Below are 18767 nucleotides of genomic sequence, written 5' to 3' on the forward strand. Positions count from 1 at the left end.
CATGCTTATAAATTGTGTTTTGATTACTGTATCTAATTTTTTAAGGTTTTTAAAACCATTAGATGAAAATATTTGTTTTGATTTTCTAGAACCAATAATTTTAAATATTTTGTCCAACATAATATAATTTGGGTCGTTTTTATCAAAATTTAAGTTATGCAACATTTTAATCGTCAAATATATATTTGTTGCACTTATTATTTAAATTTATTGGTTTAAACGACCTTTTTTTATTAAATTACTAATTTTACAATTGTATTATTACAAAACAAGAATATACAATAATTAAAAATATAAAAATAAGAAAAATGAGGGCTCAAAAACAAGTCAAAAATTCAGGCCCCTATAAATATTTAAATTTAATTCTTATTTAGCTAATTTTTTATGTAAATAGATTTAAAATTTAATTCTTTTTTAGTTAAATTTTTTTATGTAAAAGACTTTTTTTCTAATTTTTATAATTTTTAATTTTTTCTTATTTAAAATTTAATTATATTTTTTTTAATAATTTAGTTTTTTTAAATCATTTTATCTCTAATTTATAAATAAATTTTATATTTAATTAAAGAATTTTAATAAAACTTAATAAAATTAGAATTTTGCTTTAAATAATATTAAACAAATTATTTATATCAATTTAACAAATATTATATTAATATATTTTTTTTAATTAATTAAATAAGGTGAGCTTTTGATTTTACGTAGTGGAAGATTAAATAAAGAAATGACTGAAGAAGCTGCAGAATTTACTTCATCACTTGAAGCAGATAAAGAAATTTTCTATGCAGATATTAAATGTAATTTTGCACATACTACAATGTTAAAAGAAGAAAATATTATTGATTCTGATATTGCAGATAAAATTCTTGATGCATTACTTAAACTTAAAGAAGAAGGTTATGATGTTTTAGATTTTAACCCTGCTGTAGAAGATATTCATATGGCTATTGAAAATTATGTTACTGACATAGTTGGTCCTGATGCAGGATTTATGCATACTGCAAAATCTAGAAATGATCAAGTTGCAACTGATATTCGTTTAGTTTTACGTGATAAAATATCTGATATTCAAAATGATATTTTAGACTTTATGGATAATTTAGTTGATATGGCAGATAATTATAAAGAATCTGTATTTATTGGTTTTACACATCTTCAACATGCTCAACCAATTACTATTGCTCATCATTTAATGGCTCATGTTCAAGCATTAAAAAGAGATTATCAGAGATTATCTGATACTTATAAAAGAGTTAATCTTAATCCATTAGGTTCTGCAGCAATGACTACTACTAGTTTTCCAATTAATAGAGAACTTACTACTAAACTTTTAGGATTTGATGGATATCTTGAAAATTCAATGGATGGTGTTTCTTCTCGTGATTTTGCAGCAGAAGCAATCTTTGACCTTACATCTCTTTGTACTACCTTATCAAAAATTTGTGAAGAACTAATTCTTTGGAGTACTTATGAATTTGGTGTAATTAAAATGGATGATGCATATTGTTCAACATCATCTATTATGCCTCAAAAGAAAAACCCTGATGTTGCAGAAGTTGCAAGAAGTAAAGCTACTCGTGTTAATGGTGAGTTAATTACTGTTTTAACCATGCTTAAAGCATTACCATATACATATAATAGAGATTTACAAGAAATAACTCCTCATTTATGGAGAAGTTTTAAAGAATCTAAAGCAGTTTTAAGTATAGTATCTAAAATGCTTTTATCTGTAAGTTTCAATGAAGATAGATGTCTTGAACTTGCTGGTAAAAACTTTGCTACAGCTACTGATTTAGCAGATATTATGGTTAGAGAAAGAAAAATACCATTTAGAACAGCACATAAAATTGTTGGACGTGTTGTTAATGAAGCAACTAGTCAAGGTTTAGAAGCAACTGATGTTACAAGTAAGTTTGTTGATGATGTTGCAGAGGAACTTGGTTTTGATAAATTAAATCTTGATGAAAAATTAGTTAATAATGCTCTTAATCCATTAGAAAATGTTAAAATGAGAAAAGTTCCAGGTGGTCCATCACCAGAAATGGTTACTCTTGCTATGAATCATATTAAAGAGTTTATTAAAGAAGAAAGAGGAGAATAATTTCTTTTTTTATTTTTTTATTTTTTGGTTTTTTGTAGTCTTTTTTGTGGTTTTTATATTCTTTTTATTTATTAAATACCTAATTTTCTTAATTTTTCATCAATTTCCTCATCACTTAATTCTTCTTCATCATCATTATTTTTATTATTTTTTCTAAGTGCTTCTTTATATAGGATTTCTTCTTTATTTTCATTCCAATTTTTAACAATATCTGCTTCCATTTCATCGTCAGCTTCAATTATTGGTCCAGTATAATCACAGTTATAACATACCCATCGTGACCATACTTGAGGAATAATCCATTCTACATTACGTGATCCACATCTAGGACATATTTTCTTTTTCATAGTTTATCCTTTATTTTTTATTAAAAGCCTTATAGGGGAATTGAACCCCTATCATTTGTTTACGAGACAAATGTTTTTCCATTAAAACTAATAAGGCACAATATATTACTTTTTTATTTTTTATATTATAAAATTTTTATTTATTTATAAAGCTTTTATAATATCATTAAATACTTGTTAACAATTGTTATATTTCTAATGCTTTATAAAATTTTATATTTTTAATTATATATGTTTAAAATTTTTTATTATTTAAAAATTCTTGAAAACTTTAAATAAATTTTATTAATTCTAATTTCAAATATTAAAATATTTGAATTTTTATAAAAAATAGAATAAATAGATAATTTTTATATTTTCTTTAGACTTTTTATATTAATAAATATCATTTATTTTAAAAATAACAGATTTGAACTTAAATTTTAAATAAATATTTTCACAGTTAAAAAAATTATAATTGAGTTTTTATATTTTATTTAGTTCTATAAAAACTCCATATTAAATCTAAAGCTTCTCCAACTTCTAAAGCACCAGCTCTAGTTTCTCTTAAAATTCTTTGTATTGAGTATTTTTTCATATGTGGAAATTTTTTATGTACTTCATATAAAAGAGGACATCCAAATCCTTTTATAGATTTTATAGGATAATCTTTCATAATATGTTTACCTTCTAATTTACCACAAGATAATGATGCAGGTAGATTTAAACGTTGAACTAATTTATTATTATAATAGTTATCAGTAATACATTGACTACCTGTTGATAACATATCACCAAATATTACTAAAGGAATATTATGTTCAATACTATATTGGAATATTCTTTTTTCAATTGTTCCAGAACATCTACCACAAGGATGGAATCTACCTGTAAATGATTCTTCAATTAAATTTGTATAATCGATTGGAATATATTCATGATCTGCAGGTAATACTCTACATAAATTATCAATATTATATTTAAATTGTTTTGGTAATACAATTGTTCCAGGATCTATTGTAATTGCTATAGGATTAAATCCAAGATATTTAGCAAAAACAAGTGAAAAACTACTATCAACACCACCTGAAAGTGCTACGACTGCTTTGTGTTCTATAGTATTATCATTAAATGTTTCTTTATAATTTTCTTCAAGATAATTTTTTAAATTAAATGTGTATATATTATCAAGTTTATATTTCATAGTGTTTTTAAGATTTATAAGTGGTGTATATGCAAAATAACTTTCATCTTTATTATCAAGGATTGAATTTAATTTTTTATATGAAAGTTTTAATCTGTATTCTTTTTGTATAAAATCAGTATAACTTTCAACATGTATACTATCATATCCAAGATCTTCACGTAAACGACCAACAACCCATCCACCTTTTCCAATTATTGCAGATTTATCTGGTCTATCATCAGTTATTATCCATAATTCATTAGTTTTATCACAATAGTTAAGTTCTTTAATATTAATTTCCATATCTTCATGGCCAATTTCTTTTCTTATTCTTTTTATATTTTTAATAAGATCTTCTTTATTTACCATATTATACCTTTCATGATTTGAGTATTGTTTAATTAAATTAATATTCTTAATAATCTAATTTATAAATTTTATATATTTCTTTTATTTTATATAATTTAAACTCTTTATATGTTATTTTTTTACTTATTTATTGATTTTTTTGTATGGTTTTTTTTGGGTTTTTATTTTTTTAATTTTTTTTAATTTTTTACTTATTTATTGATTTTTTTGTATGGTTTTTTGGTTTTTTATTTTTTTAATTTTTGGTTTATTTATTAAATTTTTGTATAGTTTTCGGATTTTTTTAATTAAATTTTTATTTAATGTTTTTATTAAAAATAAGCAATTTTATATATTTTAAACTTGATTTAAAGATTTTTTTAAATTTAATTTTGTTTATTTTTTTCCATATTTATTCTTATTTTGTATAATTATTTTAGTGGATTTTATTTTTTTATGGTAAATTTTTAAAAAAAACTTAAGTTTATATATAATGTAAAGATATAAATATTATTAAATATATTATACTTTAAAAAATAAAAAGAGAATGATTATAAAAATAATGTTTATTTTTAAAAATGGTCGGTTAAAATGGCAAAATTCTTAGGAATATTAGGTGATGATGAAAATAGAAAAGTAGATCGTTTCAATCCTAATTTCATTGATGATAATATAAAGATTGGTGTAAATTATAAACGATTTTCAAAAGAACCTGTTATAGGTAAAAATGCTCTTATTAGATCTAATTCTGTTATCTATAATGATGTTGTTATTGGGGATGATTTTAGAACAGGACATAATGTTTTAATTAGAGAAAACACAACAATTGGTGACGATGTACTTATTGGTACTAATACTGTTATTGAGGGAAATTGTATATTAGGAAATAATATCAGTATTCAGTCTAATGTTTATATACCATCTAATAGTATAATAGAAGATAATGTATTTATTGGGCCATGCACTTGTTTTACTAATGATAGATATCCTGTTAGAGTTGATTATGAACTTAAAGGACCTCAAATTAGGAGAGGTGCTTCTGTTGGGGGTAATTCTACCTTTTTATCAAACTTAGAAATTGGTGAAGGAGCTATTGTAGCTGCAGGAGCAGTTGTTACAAGAAGTGTTCCTCCTTATTACTTAGCTATTGGTACTCCTGCTAAAATTAAACCACTTCCAGCTTCATTAAGAGTTCCAAATATGATTTAATTTTTTTATAGTTTTTAATATAAAATTTTATTTTTTATATTTTTTTTTATAAGTTTATTATTTGGTTTTTTTTTAATTTTTATATTTTTTTTTATAAGTTTATTATTTGGTTTTTTTTTTAATTTTTATATTTTTTTTTTATAAGTTTATTATTTGGTTTTTTTTAATTTTTATATTTTTTTTTTATAAGTTTATTATTTGTTTTTTTTTATTTTTATAACTTATATTGATATTCTTTATTTTCACTAATTCTTAGTTTATATTGTTTTTATAATATAATCTAATCATTATAATTTTTATTCAGTTTTTAAAATCCGTTTTAAAACTAACTATATCATTATTAATTATATGGTAAACTTTTAAATAATATAAGAAATAATATTATTATTAACTTAATTTATTAAGATTATTTTTTTTTAAATCTTTTTTCAATATTTTTTGGAGAAAATTATTATGATTGTTAAAGATTGGTGTGTTTACTGTGGTGAATGTGCTGGAGTATGTCCAAGAAATTTAATCACAGTCAGAGAAACAAATTTAGAATTTAAAACTGATGAGTGTAAAGAATGTAGTACATGTGTTGCAGCATGTCCTATAAATGCATTAGAACAAGAATAGGTGTATATTATGATAGAAACAGATGTATTAGTCGTTGGAGCAGGACCTGCTGGTTCTACAGCAGCAAAACATGCGGCATTAGGTGGAGCAAAAGTAATATTAATTGATAAAAAATCTGAAATTGGAGCTCCTAAAAGATGTGCTGAAGGTGTTTCTAAAAAAGGTCTTAAAAAATTAGGTGTAGAACCTAATCCTAGATTCATTGCTAAAGAATTAGATGGTGTAAGACTTGTAGCACCTGATAATACTAGTGTATGGATGACTTCTGAAGAAATTGAACTTCCTGAAGCAGGTTATATCTTAGAAAGGAAAGTATTTGATAAATTTATGGCTATGGATGCAGCTAGGGCTGGTGCAGAAATTAAAATTAAAACATTAGCTAAAAAAGTTACTAAAGCTGAAGATTCTTTCATTGTTACTTGTGAACAATTTGGAGAAGAATTTGATATTAAAGCACATATTGTAATTGCAGCTGATGGTCCAGAATCTCATGTTGGTAGATGGGCAGGTTTAAAAACAGCTACAAAAGCAGTTCATATGGAATCTGGTTTCCAATATGAAATGTGTAATTTACACTTTGAAAGACCAGGAGTTATTGAATTCTATTTCGGTTCTTGTGCTCCTGGAGGATATGTATGGATTTTCCCTAAAGGAGATGACATTGCAAATGTTGGTTTAGCAATTCTTACTCCTACTGCAGAAAAACTTAATCCAGGTAAAACTGCTAAAGAATATTTAGATGATTGGATTGCAAAAAGTCCTATTACTAAAGATGCACAAGCTGTTGAAATGAATGTTGGTGGAGACCCTGTTGGTGGTATGCCTAAAAAAATATATGATGATAATATAATGGTTTGTGGAGATGCAGCTGGACAAGTTAATCCTTTAACTGGTGGAGGAATTATTAGTGGTATGACTGGTGGTATGTATGCTGGTCAAGTAGCAGCTGAAGCTATTAAAGAAGGAAATTATTCTTCTAAATTCCTTAAAAAATATGATAAATTAGTAAGGGATGATATTGGAGAAGAAATTAAAAAATATGCAGTTGTTCAAAATTATATGCTTGATTTAAAAGATGAAGATCTTAATAAAATCGCTGATGCATTTAAAGATATGGATTTCACTAAAGTTTCTACAACCCAACTTGTAAAAGCTTTAATTAAAGTTTCTCCTTCAGCAGCTTTAAAAATAGGTAGATATTTCTTATAAATCCTATTTTTTTAATTTTTACTAGTTAAAACATTTTTTTAAATTATTTGTTTAATTTAATTTTTTAATTATTGTTTTTTTAAAACCTAATTTTTTAAAATTCTGTTTATTCTTAAATTATAAAGAATAATATTCTAAATTTTAATAATCTTATTTTGTTTTTATTAGTTTATTTGTTTAATTTTTAAAATATTTTTTCTTTAAATATTTAATTTAAAATCTTATTTTATTGAAACAATTAAATATTTATTTAAATATATTATTAAATATTATAAATTGAATTTTTTAATTTAATATTTAAATTACAGATTCTTTTAAAATTTATTTTATTGGATTTTTAAGTAATTATATTTTTATAAATAAATTTTATTTGATAGTGATTTGAAATATATGTATTTTATTATTTTAATGAGTGATATAATGATTTTAATAACTGGTGGAGCAGGATATATTGGTTCACATGTAAATAAAGCTTTAAATAAATCAGGATATGAAACTATTGTTCTTGATAATTTAATTAAAGGATTTCAAGATTTTGCTAAATGGGGAACTTTTATAGAAGGTGACTATGGTAATAAAGAACTTTTAGATGAAATATTTGAAAAATATAATATTGATGCTGTAATGCATTTTGGAGCTTATATTTCTGTTGCAGAATCTGTGAAACATCCTGATATTTATATGAAAAATAATTATGAAAATACTTTAACTTTACTTAAATCAATGGAAGAACATAATATTGATAAGTTAATATTTTCATCTACAGCTGCAGTATATGGTACTCCTAAAGTTATACCAATTAAAGAAACAAGTCCTTTAGAACCAATTAATCCATATGGTAAATCTAAACTTCGTGTAGAAGAAGCTCTTAAAAAACAAGATAATATTAAATATGTTATTTTTAGATATTTTAATGCTTGTGGTGATGATCCTGATTGTGAAATCGGTGAATTACATGAACCTGAAACACATTTAATTCCTTTAATCCTTGATGCTGCAATAGGAAAAAGAAGTAGTATTTCCATATTTGGTGATGATTATCCAACACCTGATGGAACATGTATACGTGATTATATTCATGTAAATGATATTGCTCAAGCACATATTGAAGGATTAAAATATCTTGAAGATGGTGGAGAATCTAATATATTTAATATTGGTAATGGTAAAGGATTTTCAGTTAAAGAAATTGTGGATGTTGTTAAAAAAATTACAGGAATTGATTTTCCAGTTAATATTGAAGGTCGTCGTCCTGGTGATCCTGCAGAACTTGTTGCAGATTCAAATAAAATTAAAGAGGTTTTAGGCTGGTCTCCAGACTATTCAAATATTGGAGATATTATTGAAACTGCTTGGAATTGGCATAAAAAATTAAACAATGTTTAAATATGTCTTCTAAATTAATATTTGATTAGATTTTTAAATTTCTTTTTTAGGGTGGTTGTATTATAGTTTGTTTTGATGAACTATGTTTTTTTGTGTAGATGAACACTACACAGAGAGTGGTTGTATTATGGTTTGTTTTAATTAGATTTTTAAATTTCTTTTTAAATTAATTGTATTATAATTTAAAATATTTTAATTAATTATTTGAAATTTTAATGTTTTATTTGTTTAAATAAAATTTATTAATTATTTATATAATTAAATTCATTTTTAGGTAGGTATTAAAATGAGAAGGGGAAATAACACTAAAGTTTATAGAAAACATATACATAAAGAAGATGATGATTATTGGAATAAGAATCTTCATGAAGAATCTAAAAGAATTAATCAAAAATATACAAATAAAAAATCTAAATCAAATTTAAATAAATATCAAAATAATAATTATAATAGACAAATCAATGATGATTTTAATAATTATACTGGGGAAGAACTTAGTAAAGATATTTTAAGAGACTTATCTAATGATAATCAAAATAAAGAATATGAATACAGTAATCAAGATTATGATTTAGATAAAGAAGATTATATTTCAAATAATGAAAATTATCCAGATTATGATAAAAATGATTTGGAATATAAAGATAATTCTGTAAATGATTTTAAGCCAATATTTTTTAATGAAGAAAATATTAATGATACTCAAGACATAAAAAAAGATGATGATTCATTAAATTTTAAAGATGATGTAAATAATTTATTAATTAATGATAAACTTAGTAAATTAAATGATTTCAAGAATAATTTTATAGATTTAAGAATTATTGTAAATAATAGTCAAAATGCTGAATATTTAAATGCAATATGTAAAAATATTGATTTTTCACAATTTAATATTAATTTATCTGCAATTATTCAAACAGATAATAGGAATATTGCTAAAATTGCAAGTTTTGGTGCAGATATAATTATTATTGCTGAAGGTGAAGATAAAATTTTATATAATGAATTTTACAATGAATTAAAAACAGAAGATAATTATATAGAACATTTTCCAATTTTAAATACTGATGTTAATCTTAAATATCTTGAATCAAAACTTAATAAAATAATTATTAAAATTGGTTTAAATTCATTATTAAATATTAATCATTTTAAATCTGTTAAAAATGATTTTGATTTAATTAATATTAATTATGATAAAATTAAATCTGAAAATGATAAATTAAAATCTGATAATGATGAACTTAAAAATAATTTATTAGAATTAGAATCAGAAAACAATAAATTAAGTTCTGATATTAATAATTTACAGAAGATTAATGATGAATTAAAATCAGAAATTGCAGATTTTAAAACAAGATATTCTAATATTCATACTGAAAAAATACTAGAAATATTTTCACTTCCACAACTTTGGAATGATACATTTAATGAAGTACTTAATGATGAAGAAATGGTAGTTATTGCAACTAATGAATTTAAACCTAAAAATATTATAATTGGTCAAGGATTCATTGGTGCACTTTCTGTTGATGAAGCTATTGATTGGTTAAAAGTTGTAAGAACTGCTCTTATATTTATTAAGCTACGTAAAGAATAGTTTTTTTATTAATTTATAATAAAAATTTTATTTTAATTTTATTTTTTCTAGTTTTTATTTATTTTAAGTTTAAAAATAATTTATCTACTTTTTTTTTAAGTAAATTATTATTTTAAATAAAGATTTTTTCTTCTATTATATTTTTCATGTTTTAATTTAGGTTTATTATTTTTTTTGGGTTTTATTTTTGTGATTAAGCTTGTGTTTTTTATTGTATTATATTTTTTTTTAAATTTTGATTTTAAATCTTGATTAATTATTTCTTTAAATATATTTTTATATACTTTAAATTAATATTTTTAATTTAATCTTATTTTTTTACTTCTTATTGAATTTTTTATAATTTATATTAAATTATAAGATTTATTTATAAGCTATTTAAATTAATCCAAAATCTATATATTATAAAATTTATATAATTTTATATAATAATAAGTTAAAACTTTTTAATAATTTTTTTTAAAATGGAGAATACAATGAAGGATAAATGTGGTATTGTAGGAATTTACTCTAATGATTCCTCTAAAGAAGTAGCTCCTTCTATATATTATGCTTTATATGCATTACAACATAGAGGACAAGAATCTGCAGGTATTGCTACATACAATGATATTAATGGTATTAATTATTATTGTGGAATGGGGCTTGTAGCAGATGTGTTTAAAGATTATGAAATCCAAAAATTAGATGGTTATGTAGGTATTGGTCATGTAAGATATTCAACAACTGGTCAATCTAAACTTGAGAATTCACAACCTTTTGTTACTGATTTTGAAGGTGGTTATATTGCAATGGCTCATAATGGGGATATTGTTAATTCAAAACAATTAAGAATGCAATTAGAAAGAAAAGGTTATGAATTTAATTCTGATACAGATAGTGAAGTATTATGTTATCTTATTAAAGAAGTACATTCTCAATCTGATAATATGATTGATACTTTTGAGAAGATTTCTCGTATGATTATTGGTTCTTATTCTCTTGTTATTTTAATTAATAATGAACTTTATATAGTACGTGATCCAAAAGGTATGAAACCTCTTGTCATTGCTAAAAAAGGAGATACATTCATTGCAGCATCTGAAACAGTTGCATTTGATGTATTAAGTGCAGATTTTATTAGAGATTTAGAACCTGGAGAAATTATCTCTGTTGTAGATGGTAATATTTCAAGTCATATTTTAGAAATTGCAGATGAAACTCAAAATGCAAGATGTATGTTTGAATATGTTTACTTTGCAAGACCAGATAGTGTTATTGATAAACAATCAGTATTTGATACAAGATTAAAAATTGGTAGATATTTATATGATGAATTTCCATTTGATGCAGATTTAGTTGTTCCTGTTCCTGATTCTGCTATTCCTGCTGCAATTGGTTATTCTCGTGCATCAGGTATACCTTATGGTGAAGGTTTAATTAAGAATAGGTATGTTGGAAGAACATTTATTATGCCAACACAAGAAGAACGTGAAATGGCTGTAAAACTTAAATTAAATCCATTGAAAAGTGGCCTTGAAGGTAAAGATATTGTTTTAATAGATGATAGTATTGTAAGAGGAACTACTTCTGCTGAATTAATAAATATTTTAAAAGAAGCAGGAGCTAATAAAATTTACTTACTTATTGGTTGTCCTCCTGTTGTTGCACCTTGTTTCTATGGTGTTGCAATGGCATCAAAAGAAGAACTTATTGCTGCTAATAATACTATAGAAGAAATGAGAGAGAAAATTGGTGCTAATGCATTAGGATATATTAGTATTGATTCTCTTGTTAAGGCAATAGGTATGGATAAAGAAGAATTATGTTTAGGTTGTCTTACTGAAGATTATCCAACTTATTTACCACATGATCTTGAAGTAGAAACCTATTATAAATTTTATTAAATATATAAAAATATTTATAAACATTTAAAATTTTTAATTTTTTATTTTATATTTTAACTAGTTATAATTAAACTTAGCTATTTTGATTGTAGTTTAATTTTTTACTATTTTTTTTAATTTTTATTAAATTTTAGGTATGATATTATGGTAGAATTACTTTCACCAGCTGGAGATTTTACATCTCTTACAGCAGTTTTAAAAAATGGTGCTGATGCAGTATATATTGGTCTTAAAGGAGTAAATATGCGTATAAATGCTAGTAATTTTAGTCTTCAAGATGTTAAAAAAGCATCAGATATTACACATGATTATGGTTCTAAATTATATCTTTGTACTAATACAATAATGAAAGATAAAGATATTTTAAGGTTAAATGAACAATTACCTAAATTAGCAGATGCGGATGTTGATGGACTTATATTATCTGATATTGCTTTAATAGAAGCTGTAGATAGTTATGGTATTGAACCACATATTAGTGTTCAAGAAAATATAAGTAATTCATATGTTCTAAAAACACTTAAAAAATTAGGAGCTACAAGAGCTATTCTATCAAGAGAATTATCAATCCCCGAAATTAAAAAAATATGTAAAAAATCTCCAATTGAAACAGAAATATTTATTCATGGTGCTATGTGTATGGCAATATCTGGTAGATGCTTTTTAAGCTATGGTTTATATGGTAGAAGTGCAAACTGTGGAGATTGCTTACAACCATGTCGTAAAAATTGGAAATTCACTTTTGACTATGAATCTAATGATAAAGTTATTAATAATAGTGATTTAAAAACTGATGAAGAATCATTTATTATTTCTGAAGCATATGATAATTCTTATAGGACTACATTTTTTTCTCCAAAAGATATGGCTATGATTGAACATATTCCTGAATTAATGGATACTGGGGTAGATGCATTTAAAATAGAAGGAAGAGCAAGATCTGCTGATTATTGTGCTACTGCAACAAATGTTTATAGAGAAGCTATAGATTTATATGAAAAAAATAGTAAAAATTATGTTTATAATCCTCAATGGATGGAAAGATTAAAAGAAGTCTTTAATCGTGGATTTGACACTGGATTCTATTTTAATACTCCATATGAATTAAGTGAAAATAATAAATCAAAGTATATTAAAAAAGATATTGGTAAAGTAGTAAATTATTATAATAAACCAAAAGTTGCAGAATTTAAGATTTGGGATGATTTAAAAATAGGGGATGAAATAATGATTCAAGGTCCTACAACAGGTTCTGTAAGATATACCATTGATTCTATGGAAATTGATAATAAAAAAATAAATCATGCACCTAAAGGAGTAAATGTAGGTGTAGCTATTCCTTATAAATTACGTGAAAGTGATTTTGTATATAAATTACTAAAACGTGAAGATGATAGTTAATCTAATTTATTTTAGATTTTTATGTACTGTTTAAATTATATATGTGGAATTAGTCTATTAAATTTAGATAGTATTAAAACGTGAAGATTATAGTTAATCTAATTTATTTTAGATTTTTTAAATTATAAATGTGAAATAAATTAGTCTATTAAAATTTAGATAAAATATTTTTATAAAAACTTTAATTGATAAACATATAATGGTGAACTATGACAGAAAAGAAGATAGCTATTTATGGTAAAGGTGGAATTGGTAAATCTACTACTGTAGCTAATTTATCAGCTGCATTAAGTATGGAAGATTTAAAAGTTATGGTAATAGGTTGTGATCCTAAAGCAGATACTACAAGAACATTATATGGTTCTAGAATACCAACAATTATACATACTGTTAAAGATAATAAGCATCCTAAATTAGAAGATGTAGTATTTAAAGGTTTCAATGATGTTTTATGTGTTGAGAGTGGAGGACCTGAGCCAGGTGTTGGTTGTGCAGGACGTGGTGTTATTGTTGCAATGAAATATCTTGAAAAATTAAATGCATTTTCTGATGATATTGATATAAGATTTTATGATGTACTTGGAGATGTTGTTTGTGGTGGATTTTCAGTACCTATAAGAAAAGATTATGCTGATGAAGTTTATATAGTTTCATCTGGTGAATACATGTCACTTTATGCAGCTAATAATATATGTCGTGGGATTAAAAAGCTTAAAGGCCGTTTAGGTGGAATTATCTGTAATAAACGAAATGTTGAAAATGAAGAAGATATTGTTAATGAGTTTGCTTCTAAAATAGGATCTAAAGTAGTTGGTGTTGTAGAAAGAAGTAATCTTATTCAAGATGCTGAACTTGATGCAAAAACAGTTGTTGAAAAATATCCTAATTCAGATGAAACTAAAAATTATAAAAAACTTGCAGATAATTTAATGTCTAATAATGATTATTGTATTCCTGAACCTATGGATGATGAAAAATTTGAAGACTTTTTCAAATCATTTATTATGAATTAAATATTATTTTAAATTCATCTGATAATTTACAATTTTTAATATTAGATTCATTTTTTAATTAAATTTTTAAAATCTTCTAAATTCATAAATTCAATATTTAAACTTTTATATGCATCTTTAACATTTTTTATAGCTTCTTCTTCATTTTTAAAATATATTAAATGTGAATTACAATTACAATCAGAACAACCAAAATTTGGAATTTCGACTCCTTTAGAAGAGATATTTTCTGCTAAATCACATTCTATTCTTTTTTTACTATCTGTAAATAATATTTCACTTATACTTGCATATTTACTTTTAAGTAAATAGTCTATATGCCAATGCATTTTTTTATTATCTGATAAATGTCTTTTAAGTCTTGGTATTAATGAATTCATTGCAGAACCTATATAAACATAATATCCTTTTTTGAATCTTAAATTATCATATAAACTTCCAATTTTTAAATTATCTTCCTTTGATAATGATATTATAAGACAATATGAACCTTTCATTTTTTTCACTTCTTTTATTAGAATTATATTTTAAAGAAATTAGTAATATTTATTTTAGTTTGTTTTTTCTTTATTTTTTGGAATTATTTTAAGAATTTAGTAATATTAATATTTGTTTTAGTTTTTTATTTTTGGCATTTTATTTTTAAGAGATTTTTAATATTAGTATTCAATTTAGTATATTGTTTTTTTAATTTTGGAATCATATAGGAAATTTTAATAAATCCTTTATTTAAATATTTATTTATAGAAAATTGTTTAAATTGATATAATATTAATTTAAATGTTTTTTTAATAATTATTTTTAGGTACTACTAAATTTAATTAAAATTTTATAATTTGTATGATTTAATTGAATTTTTTAGTATTTATTATATGAATTTTTAATAATTATTTAATGAATAAGGTTTTAGAGGATTTATATTTTTAATAATTATTTTAGATAAGGTTTGATGGTATTATTAAAATTTAGTGGTTTTAATTAATTAAATTCTATTTATTTAGGGTTTTATCTATTAAAATAATACATGAATATACTATTTTTAATTCTTATTTCTAATTGTTTATATAAATTTTTGAACTATTTAATTTAATAATTATTTTTTTATTGAGGTGTTTTATGTTAAATGGTTTTTTTAAGTTAGATTCTAACAATACTAATATTAAAACAGAATTTCTTGCAGGTTTAACTACTTTTTTAGCTATGGCTTATATTTTAGGTGTTAACCCTACAATGTTAAGTGAAGGTGGAATGCCTGCATCTGGTGTATTCTTCGCTACAGCACTTGCTTCTGGTGTTTCTTGTATTGTTATGGGTCTTATTTCAAAATATCCTGTTGGACTCGCTCCAGGTATGGGTATGAATGCATTGTTTACTTATACAATTATTATTGCTATGGGTAATCATTGGAATGTAGCTTTAGCTGCTGTTTTTGTTTCAAGTATTATATTTTTACTTATTACTATTTCTGGTTTAAGGGAAAGTATTCTTAACACTATTCCTATGGATTTAAAATTAGCTATTGGTGCAGGTATTGGTTTTTTCCTTGCATTTATTGGTTTAAAAGGTGCAGGTATAATTGTTTCTAGTCCATCAACTCTTGTTTCTATGGGTTCTTTATGTTCTGCTCCTGCTCTTTTAGCATTTATTGGTATTTTTATTACATTAATATTATATATTAAAAAAGTACCTCTTGCTGTTTTTGCAGGTTTAGTTATAACTGCTATTATTGGTTTAATCTTTACTTTATGTGGATTTATAGGACATGGTATTGTAATGCCTTCAGTTCCAACTCAATGGGTATCAACTAGTTTTGATGTTTCATTATTTGGATCATTTGTAAGTGGTTTTAAAGGATTATTCTCAAATATTCCTAATTTAATAATAATTCTATTTTCATTATTATTTGTTACTTTCTTTGATACTACTGGAACTTTAATTCCTTTAGCAAATAAATGTGGTTTTGTTGATGAAGAAACTGGTCATGTTGAAGGTATTGATAGAGCATTTTTAGGTGATGCTCTTGGTGGAATTATTGGTGCAATTTTAGGTACAAGTACATTAACTGCTTATGTTGAAAGTGCAACTGGTATTTCTTTAGGTGGTAGAACTGGTTTAACTTCAGTTTTCACTGGAATATTCTTTTTACTTTCATTATTCTTTGCACCTACAGTATTATCTTTATTCACTGCTCCAGTTACTGCAGCTGCATTAGTTATTGTTGGTATGATGATGATTTCTCAATTGAAAAATATTCAATGGGATAATTTAATGGTTACAGCATCTGTATTTATGACAATTATTATGATGATTTTAACTTATTCTATTTCAATTGGTATTGCATGGGGATTCATCACTTATGCATTTGCAAGTTTAGCAAATGGTAAAGCTAAAGAATTAGGTTGGTCTGTCTGGATAATGGTTGTAGTATTTATAATCTATTTATTTGTGGTCTATTAAATAGACCTTATTTTTTTTATTTTAATGAGGTATTTTTTTTATGAATTTTAAGATTAAAGCAAAAGGACATCCAAATGTAAGTGCTATGCATAAATCAACATTTGAAATTACTAAAGATCAAAATCTCACAAAGTCTGGGGATTGTATTATTGGTTTAGATATTAATAAATCTATGTTAGATTTTCCAGAAGATTTTAAAAATAAACTTAGAAATTCTAATACTAAAATAATTGTTAAATTAAAAACTGAAAATGCATCTGATGAGATTATTGGTTATGGTCATCCAGATTTACCATTAAATCATCCGACAGATTTGGTTTTTAGAAAAAGTAATTTTATTTGTTCAAGAACATTGATGATTAAAGCAAATAAAGCTTCTTGTGATTTAAATAGAGATTTAATTGAAGATCTTAAAGATTCTAAAGATTTATTTGTTGATATTATTTTAGAATGAAATTTTAATTTCTATTATCTAAATATTTTTTATGTGAAATTCTTAATTTTTCCATAAACTTTATATACTATAACAACTAAATAGTTAAATACTGTTTATTTAATTGTTTTTTTTAGATATGCGGGGATGGTCGAGTGGTCAAAGGCGATAGGTTGAGGGCCTATTGGGTTAGTCCCTTCGCGGGTTCAAGTCCCGTTCCCCGCATTTATATATGACTTTTTTTAGAATTTTATTTTTTGTTGTATTTTTTTGATATTTTTGGGTTTTTATTTTTTGTAGTATTTTTAGTGTTTTTTTTTTTGGAAATTGAATTTCTATTTTTTTATAATAATTTTAAAATACTTTAATCTTAAAAATTAAATTTAATAAATTTGTTTTAAAAATTAAATAGTTTTTTATAGTCTTATACTTTTTATTGTTTTTTGTTTTTTATGAATTTTAATTTGCTTATTTTATATATTTATACTTTTAATTAAGTTTAAGAATTATTTAAATACTTTAAATTTTATTTTTTCATAATTTTATTTTATTTAATATTTTTAAAAATGTAAACTTATTTAAAGATATAAATTAAAGATTATATTAATAAAGTTTATTTAGATTTTATAAATATTATTAAAATTTTTTTTAAGGTGATAAGATGAAGGCAGTTATTCCTGCAGCAGGTTTTGGAACTAGATTTTTACCTGCAACAAAAGCACAACCAAAAGAGATGTTACCTGTATTTGATAAACCAACTATTCAATATGTAATTGAAGAAGCAGTAGCATCTGGTATTGATGATATTTTAATTGTAACTGGTAAAAATAAAAGGTCTATTGAAGATCATTTTGATAAATCATTTGAACTTGAACATTCTTTAAAAGAAAAAGGTAAATTAAATGAATTAAGAAGAATTCAAGATATTACAGATTTAGCTGATATTACTTATGTACGTCAAAAAGAACAAAAAGGTCTTGGGGATGCAATTTATTGTGCAAGAAAACATATTGGTGGAGAACCATTTGCAGTAATGCTTGGAGATACTATAACTAAAGGAGATGTTCCTTGTACTAAACAATTAATTGATGTATATAAAAAATATAATTCTTCAGCTATTGCTGTTGAAAGAGTTCCTGATGAAAAAGTAGAAAGGTATGGTATTATTGATGGTAGACCAGTTGAAGATACTGTTTATAAAATAGATAAGCTTGTTGAAAAACCTGCTTTAAAAGATGCTCCAACAAATCTTGCTATTATGGGAAGATACTTTTTAACTCCGGATATCTTTGAACATATTGAAAACACTGAACCAGGTGTAGGTGGAGAAATTCAATTAACTGATGCACTTGCTAAATTAAATGTTATTTATGGTTCTATATTTAATGGTCATACTTATGATATTGGTAACCGTATGGAATGGTTAATGACTAGTATTGAATTTGCTCTTGAAGATGAAGAAGCTCATGATCAAATTTTAAATTATATGAAAGAAAAAGTAAAATCTGAATAATCTTGTTATATGTTATTTATGATTTGTTTTTTTAGGATTAATTAAATTTAAAATATTAATTTTTAGTTAAAATTAATT

At 23.7% G+C, this 18767-nt stretch carries 15 protein-coding genes and 1 tRNA gene; 13 read left to right on the top strand and 3 right to left on the bottom strand.

The window, feature by feature from the left end; all coding sequences use genetic code 11:
• The first annotated feature begins 691 nt into the window (after positions 1 to 691).
• Positions 692 to 2101: an argininosuccinate lyase gene (gene argH / locus T523_RS02895; RefSeq protein WP_042707425.1), complete on the top strand. Its 1410-nt coding sequence runs from the start codon at positions 692 to 694 to the stop codon at positions 2099 to 2101.
• Between the two features lie 71 nt (positions 2102 to 2172).
• Here the strand turns inward: argH and T523_RS02900 are convergent, their stop codons facing one another.
• Positions 2173 to 2448 carry a hypothetical protein gene (locus tag T523_RS02900; protein WP_042707426.1) on the bottom strand — a complete coding sequence of 92 codons (276 nt, stop codon included), beginning with the start codon at positions 2446 to 2448 and terminating at the stop codon, positions 2173 to 2175.
• A gap of 472 nt (positions 2449 to 2920) precedes the next feature.
• Positions 2921 to 3982 (bottom strand): ATPase, encoded by a 1062-nt coding sequence (locus T523_RS02905; protein WP_042707427.1) that lies wholly within the window; start codon positions 3980 to 3982, stop codon positions 2921 to 2923.
• A gap of 570 nt (positions 3983 to 4552) precedes the next feature.
• Between T523_RS02905 and T523_RS02910 the strand changes: the two genes are divergently transcribed.
• The 8 genes from T523_RS02910 to cfbC all read left to right on the top strand — a co-directional run bounded on the left by T523_RS02910 (position 4553) and on the right by cfbC (position 14286).
• Positions 4553 to 5170, top strand: a complete 618-nt coding sequence (locus T523_RS02910; RefSeq protein WP_042707428.1) for an acyltransferase — start codon at positions 4553 to 4555, stop codon at positions 5168 to 5170.
• Between the two features lie 453 nt (positions 5171 to 5623).
• Positions 5624 to 5788 carry a DUF362 domain-containing protein gene (locus T523_RS02915; RefSeq protein WP_042707429.1) on the top strand — a complete coding sequence of 55 codons (165 nt, stop codon included), beginning with the start codon at positions 5624 to 5626 and terminating at the stop codon, positions 5786 to 5788.
• A gap of 9 nt (positions 5789 to 5797) precedes the next feature.
• Complete coding sequence (locus T523_RS02920; RefSeq protein WP_042707430.1) at positions 5798 to 6997, top strand: NAD(P)/FAD-dependent oxidoreductase; 1200 nt, start codon at positions 5798 to 5800, stop codon at positions 6995 to 6997.
• A gap of 420 nt (positions 6998 to 7417) precedes the next feature.
• Complete coding sequence (gene galE / locus T523_RS02925; RefSeq protein ID WP_042707471.1) at positions 7418 to 8383, top strand: UDP-glucose 4-epimerase GalE; 966 nt, start codon at positions 7418 to 7420, stop codon at positions 8381 to 8383.
• A 286-nt stretch (positions 8384 to 8669) separates the two neighbouring features.
• Complete coding sequence (locus T523_RS02930; protein WP_042707431.1) at positions 8670 to 9986, top strand: hypothetical protein; 1317 nt, start codon at positions 8670 to 8672, stop codon at positions 9984 to 9986.
• Positions 9987 to 10462: 476 nt separating this feature from the next.
• The gene (gene purF / locus T523_RS02935; RefSeq protein ID WP_042707432.1) at positions 10463 to 11872 is read left to right on the top strand and encodes an amidophosphoribosyltransferase; all 1410 of its coding nucleotides are present in this window, start codon (positions 10463 to 10465) and stop codon (positions 11870 to 11872) included.
• Positions 11873 to 12016: 144 nt separating this feature from the next.
• Positions 12017 to 13273, top strand: coding sequence for a peptidase U32 family protein (locus T523_RS02940; protein WP_042707433.1), 1257 nt, complete (start codon positions 12017 to 12019; stop codon positions 13271 to 13273).
• A 209-nt stretch (positions 13274 to 13482) separates the two neighbouring features.
• Positions 13483 to 14286 carry a Ni-sirohydrochlorin a,c-diamide reductive cyclase ATP-dependent reductase subunit gene (gene cfbC / locus T523_RS02945; RefSeq protein WP_042707434.1) on the top strand — a complete coding sequence of 268 codons (804 nt, stop codon included), beginning with the start codon at positions 13483 to 13485 and terminating at the stop codon, positions 14284 to 14286.
• A gap of 47 nt (positions 14287 to 14333) precedes the next feature.
• Here the strand turns inward: cfbC and T523_RS02950 are convergent, their stop codons facing one another.
• Positions 14334 to 14783 (bottom strand): GIY-YIG nuclease family protein, encoded by a 450-nt coding sequence (locus T523_RS02950; RefSeq protein ID WP_042707435.1) that lies wholly within the window; start codon positions 14781 to 14783, stop codon positions 14334 to 14336.
• Between the two features lie 619 nt (positions 14784 to 15402).
• Between T523_RS02950 and T523_RS02955 the strand changes: the two genes are divergently transcribed.
• From T523_RS02955 to galU, 4 genes are all read left to right on the top strand, one after another.
• Entirely contained in the window at positions 15403 to 16743 is a 1341-nt protein-coding gene (locus T523_RS02955) for an NCS2 family permease (RefSeq protein ID WP_042707436.1), read from the top strand.
• Between the two features lie 40 nt (positions 16744 to 16783).
• The gene (locus tag T523_RS02960; RefSeq protein WP_042707437.1) at positions 16784 to 17197 is read left to right on the top strand and encodes a DUF371 domain-containing protein; all 414 of its coding nucleotides are present in this window, start codon (positions 16784 to 16786) and stop codon (positions 17195 to 17197) included.
• A 120-nt stretch (positions 17198 to 17317) separates the two neighbouring features.
• Positions 17318 to 17401: transfer RNA gene (locus tag T523_RS02965), tRNA-Leu, on the top strand.
• A 436-nt stretch (positions 17402 to 17837) separates the two neighbouring features.
• The gene (gene galU / locus T523_RS02970) at positions 17838 to 18689 is read left to right on the top strand and encodes a UTP--glucose-1-phosphate uridylyltransferase GalU (protein ID WP_042707438.1); all 852 of its coding nucleotides are present in this window, start codon (positions 17838 to 17840) and stop codon (positions 18687 to 18689) included.
• Positions 18690 to 18767: the final 78 nt, after the last annotated feature.

Origin of the sequence: Methanobrevibacter wolinii SH, assembly GCF_000621965.1 — an archaeon.
In the GTDB taxonomy this organism is placed as follows: Archaea; Methanobacteriota; Methanobacteria; order Methanobacteriales; family Methanobacteriaceae; genus Methanarmilla; species Methanarmilla wolinii.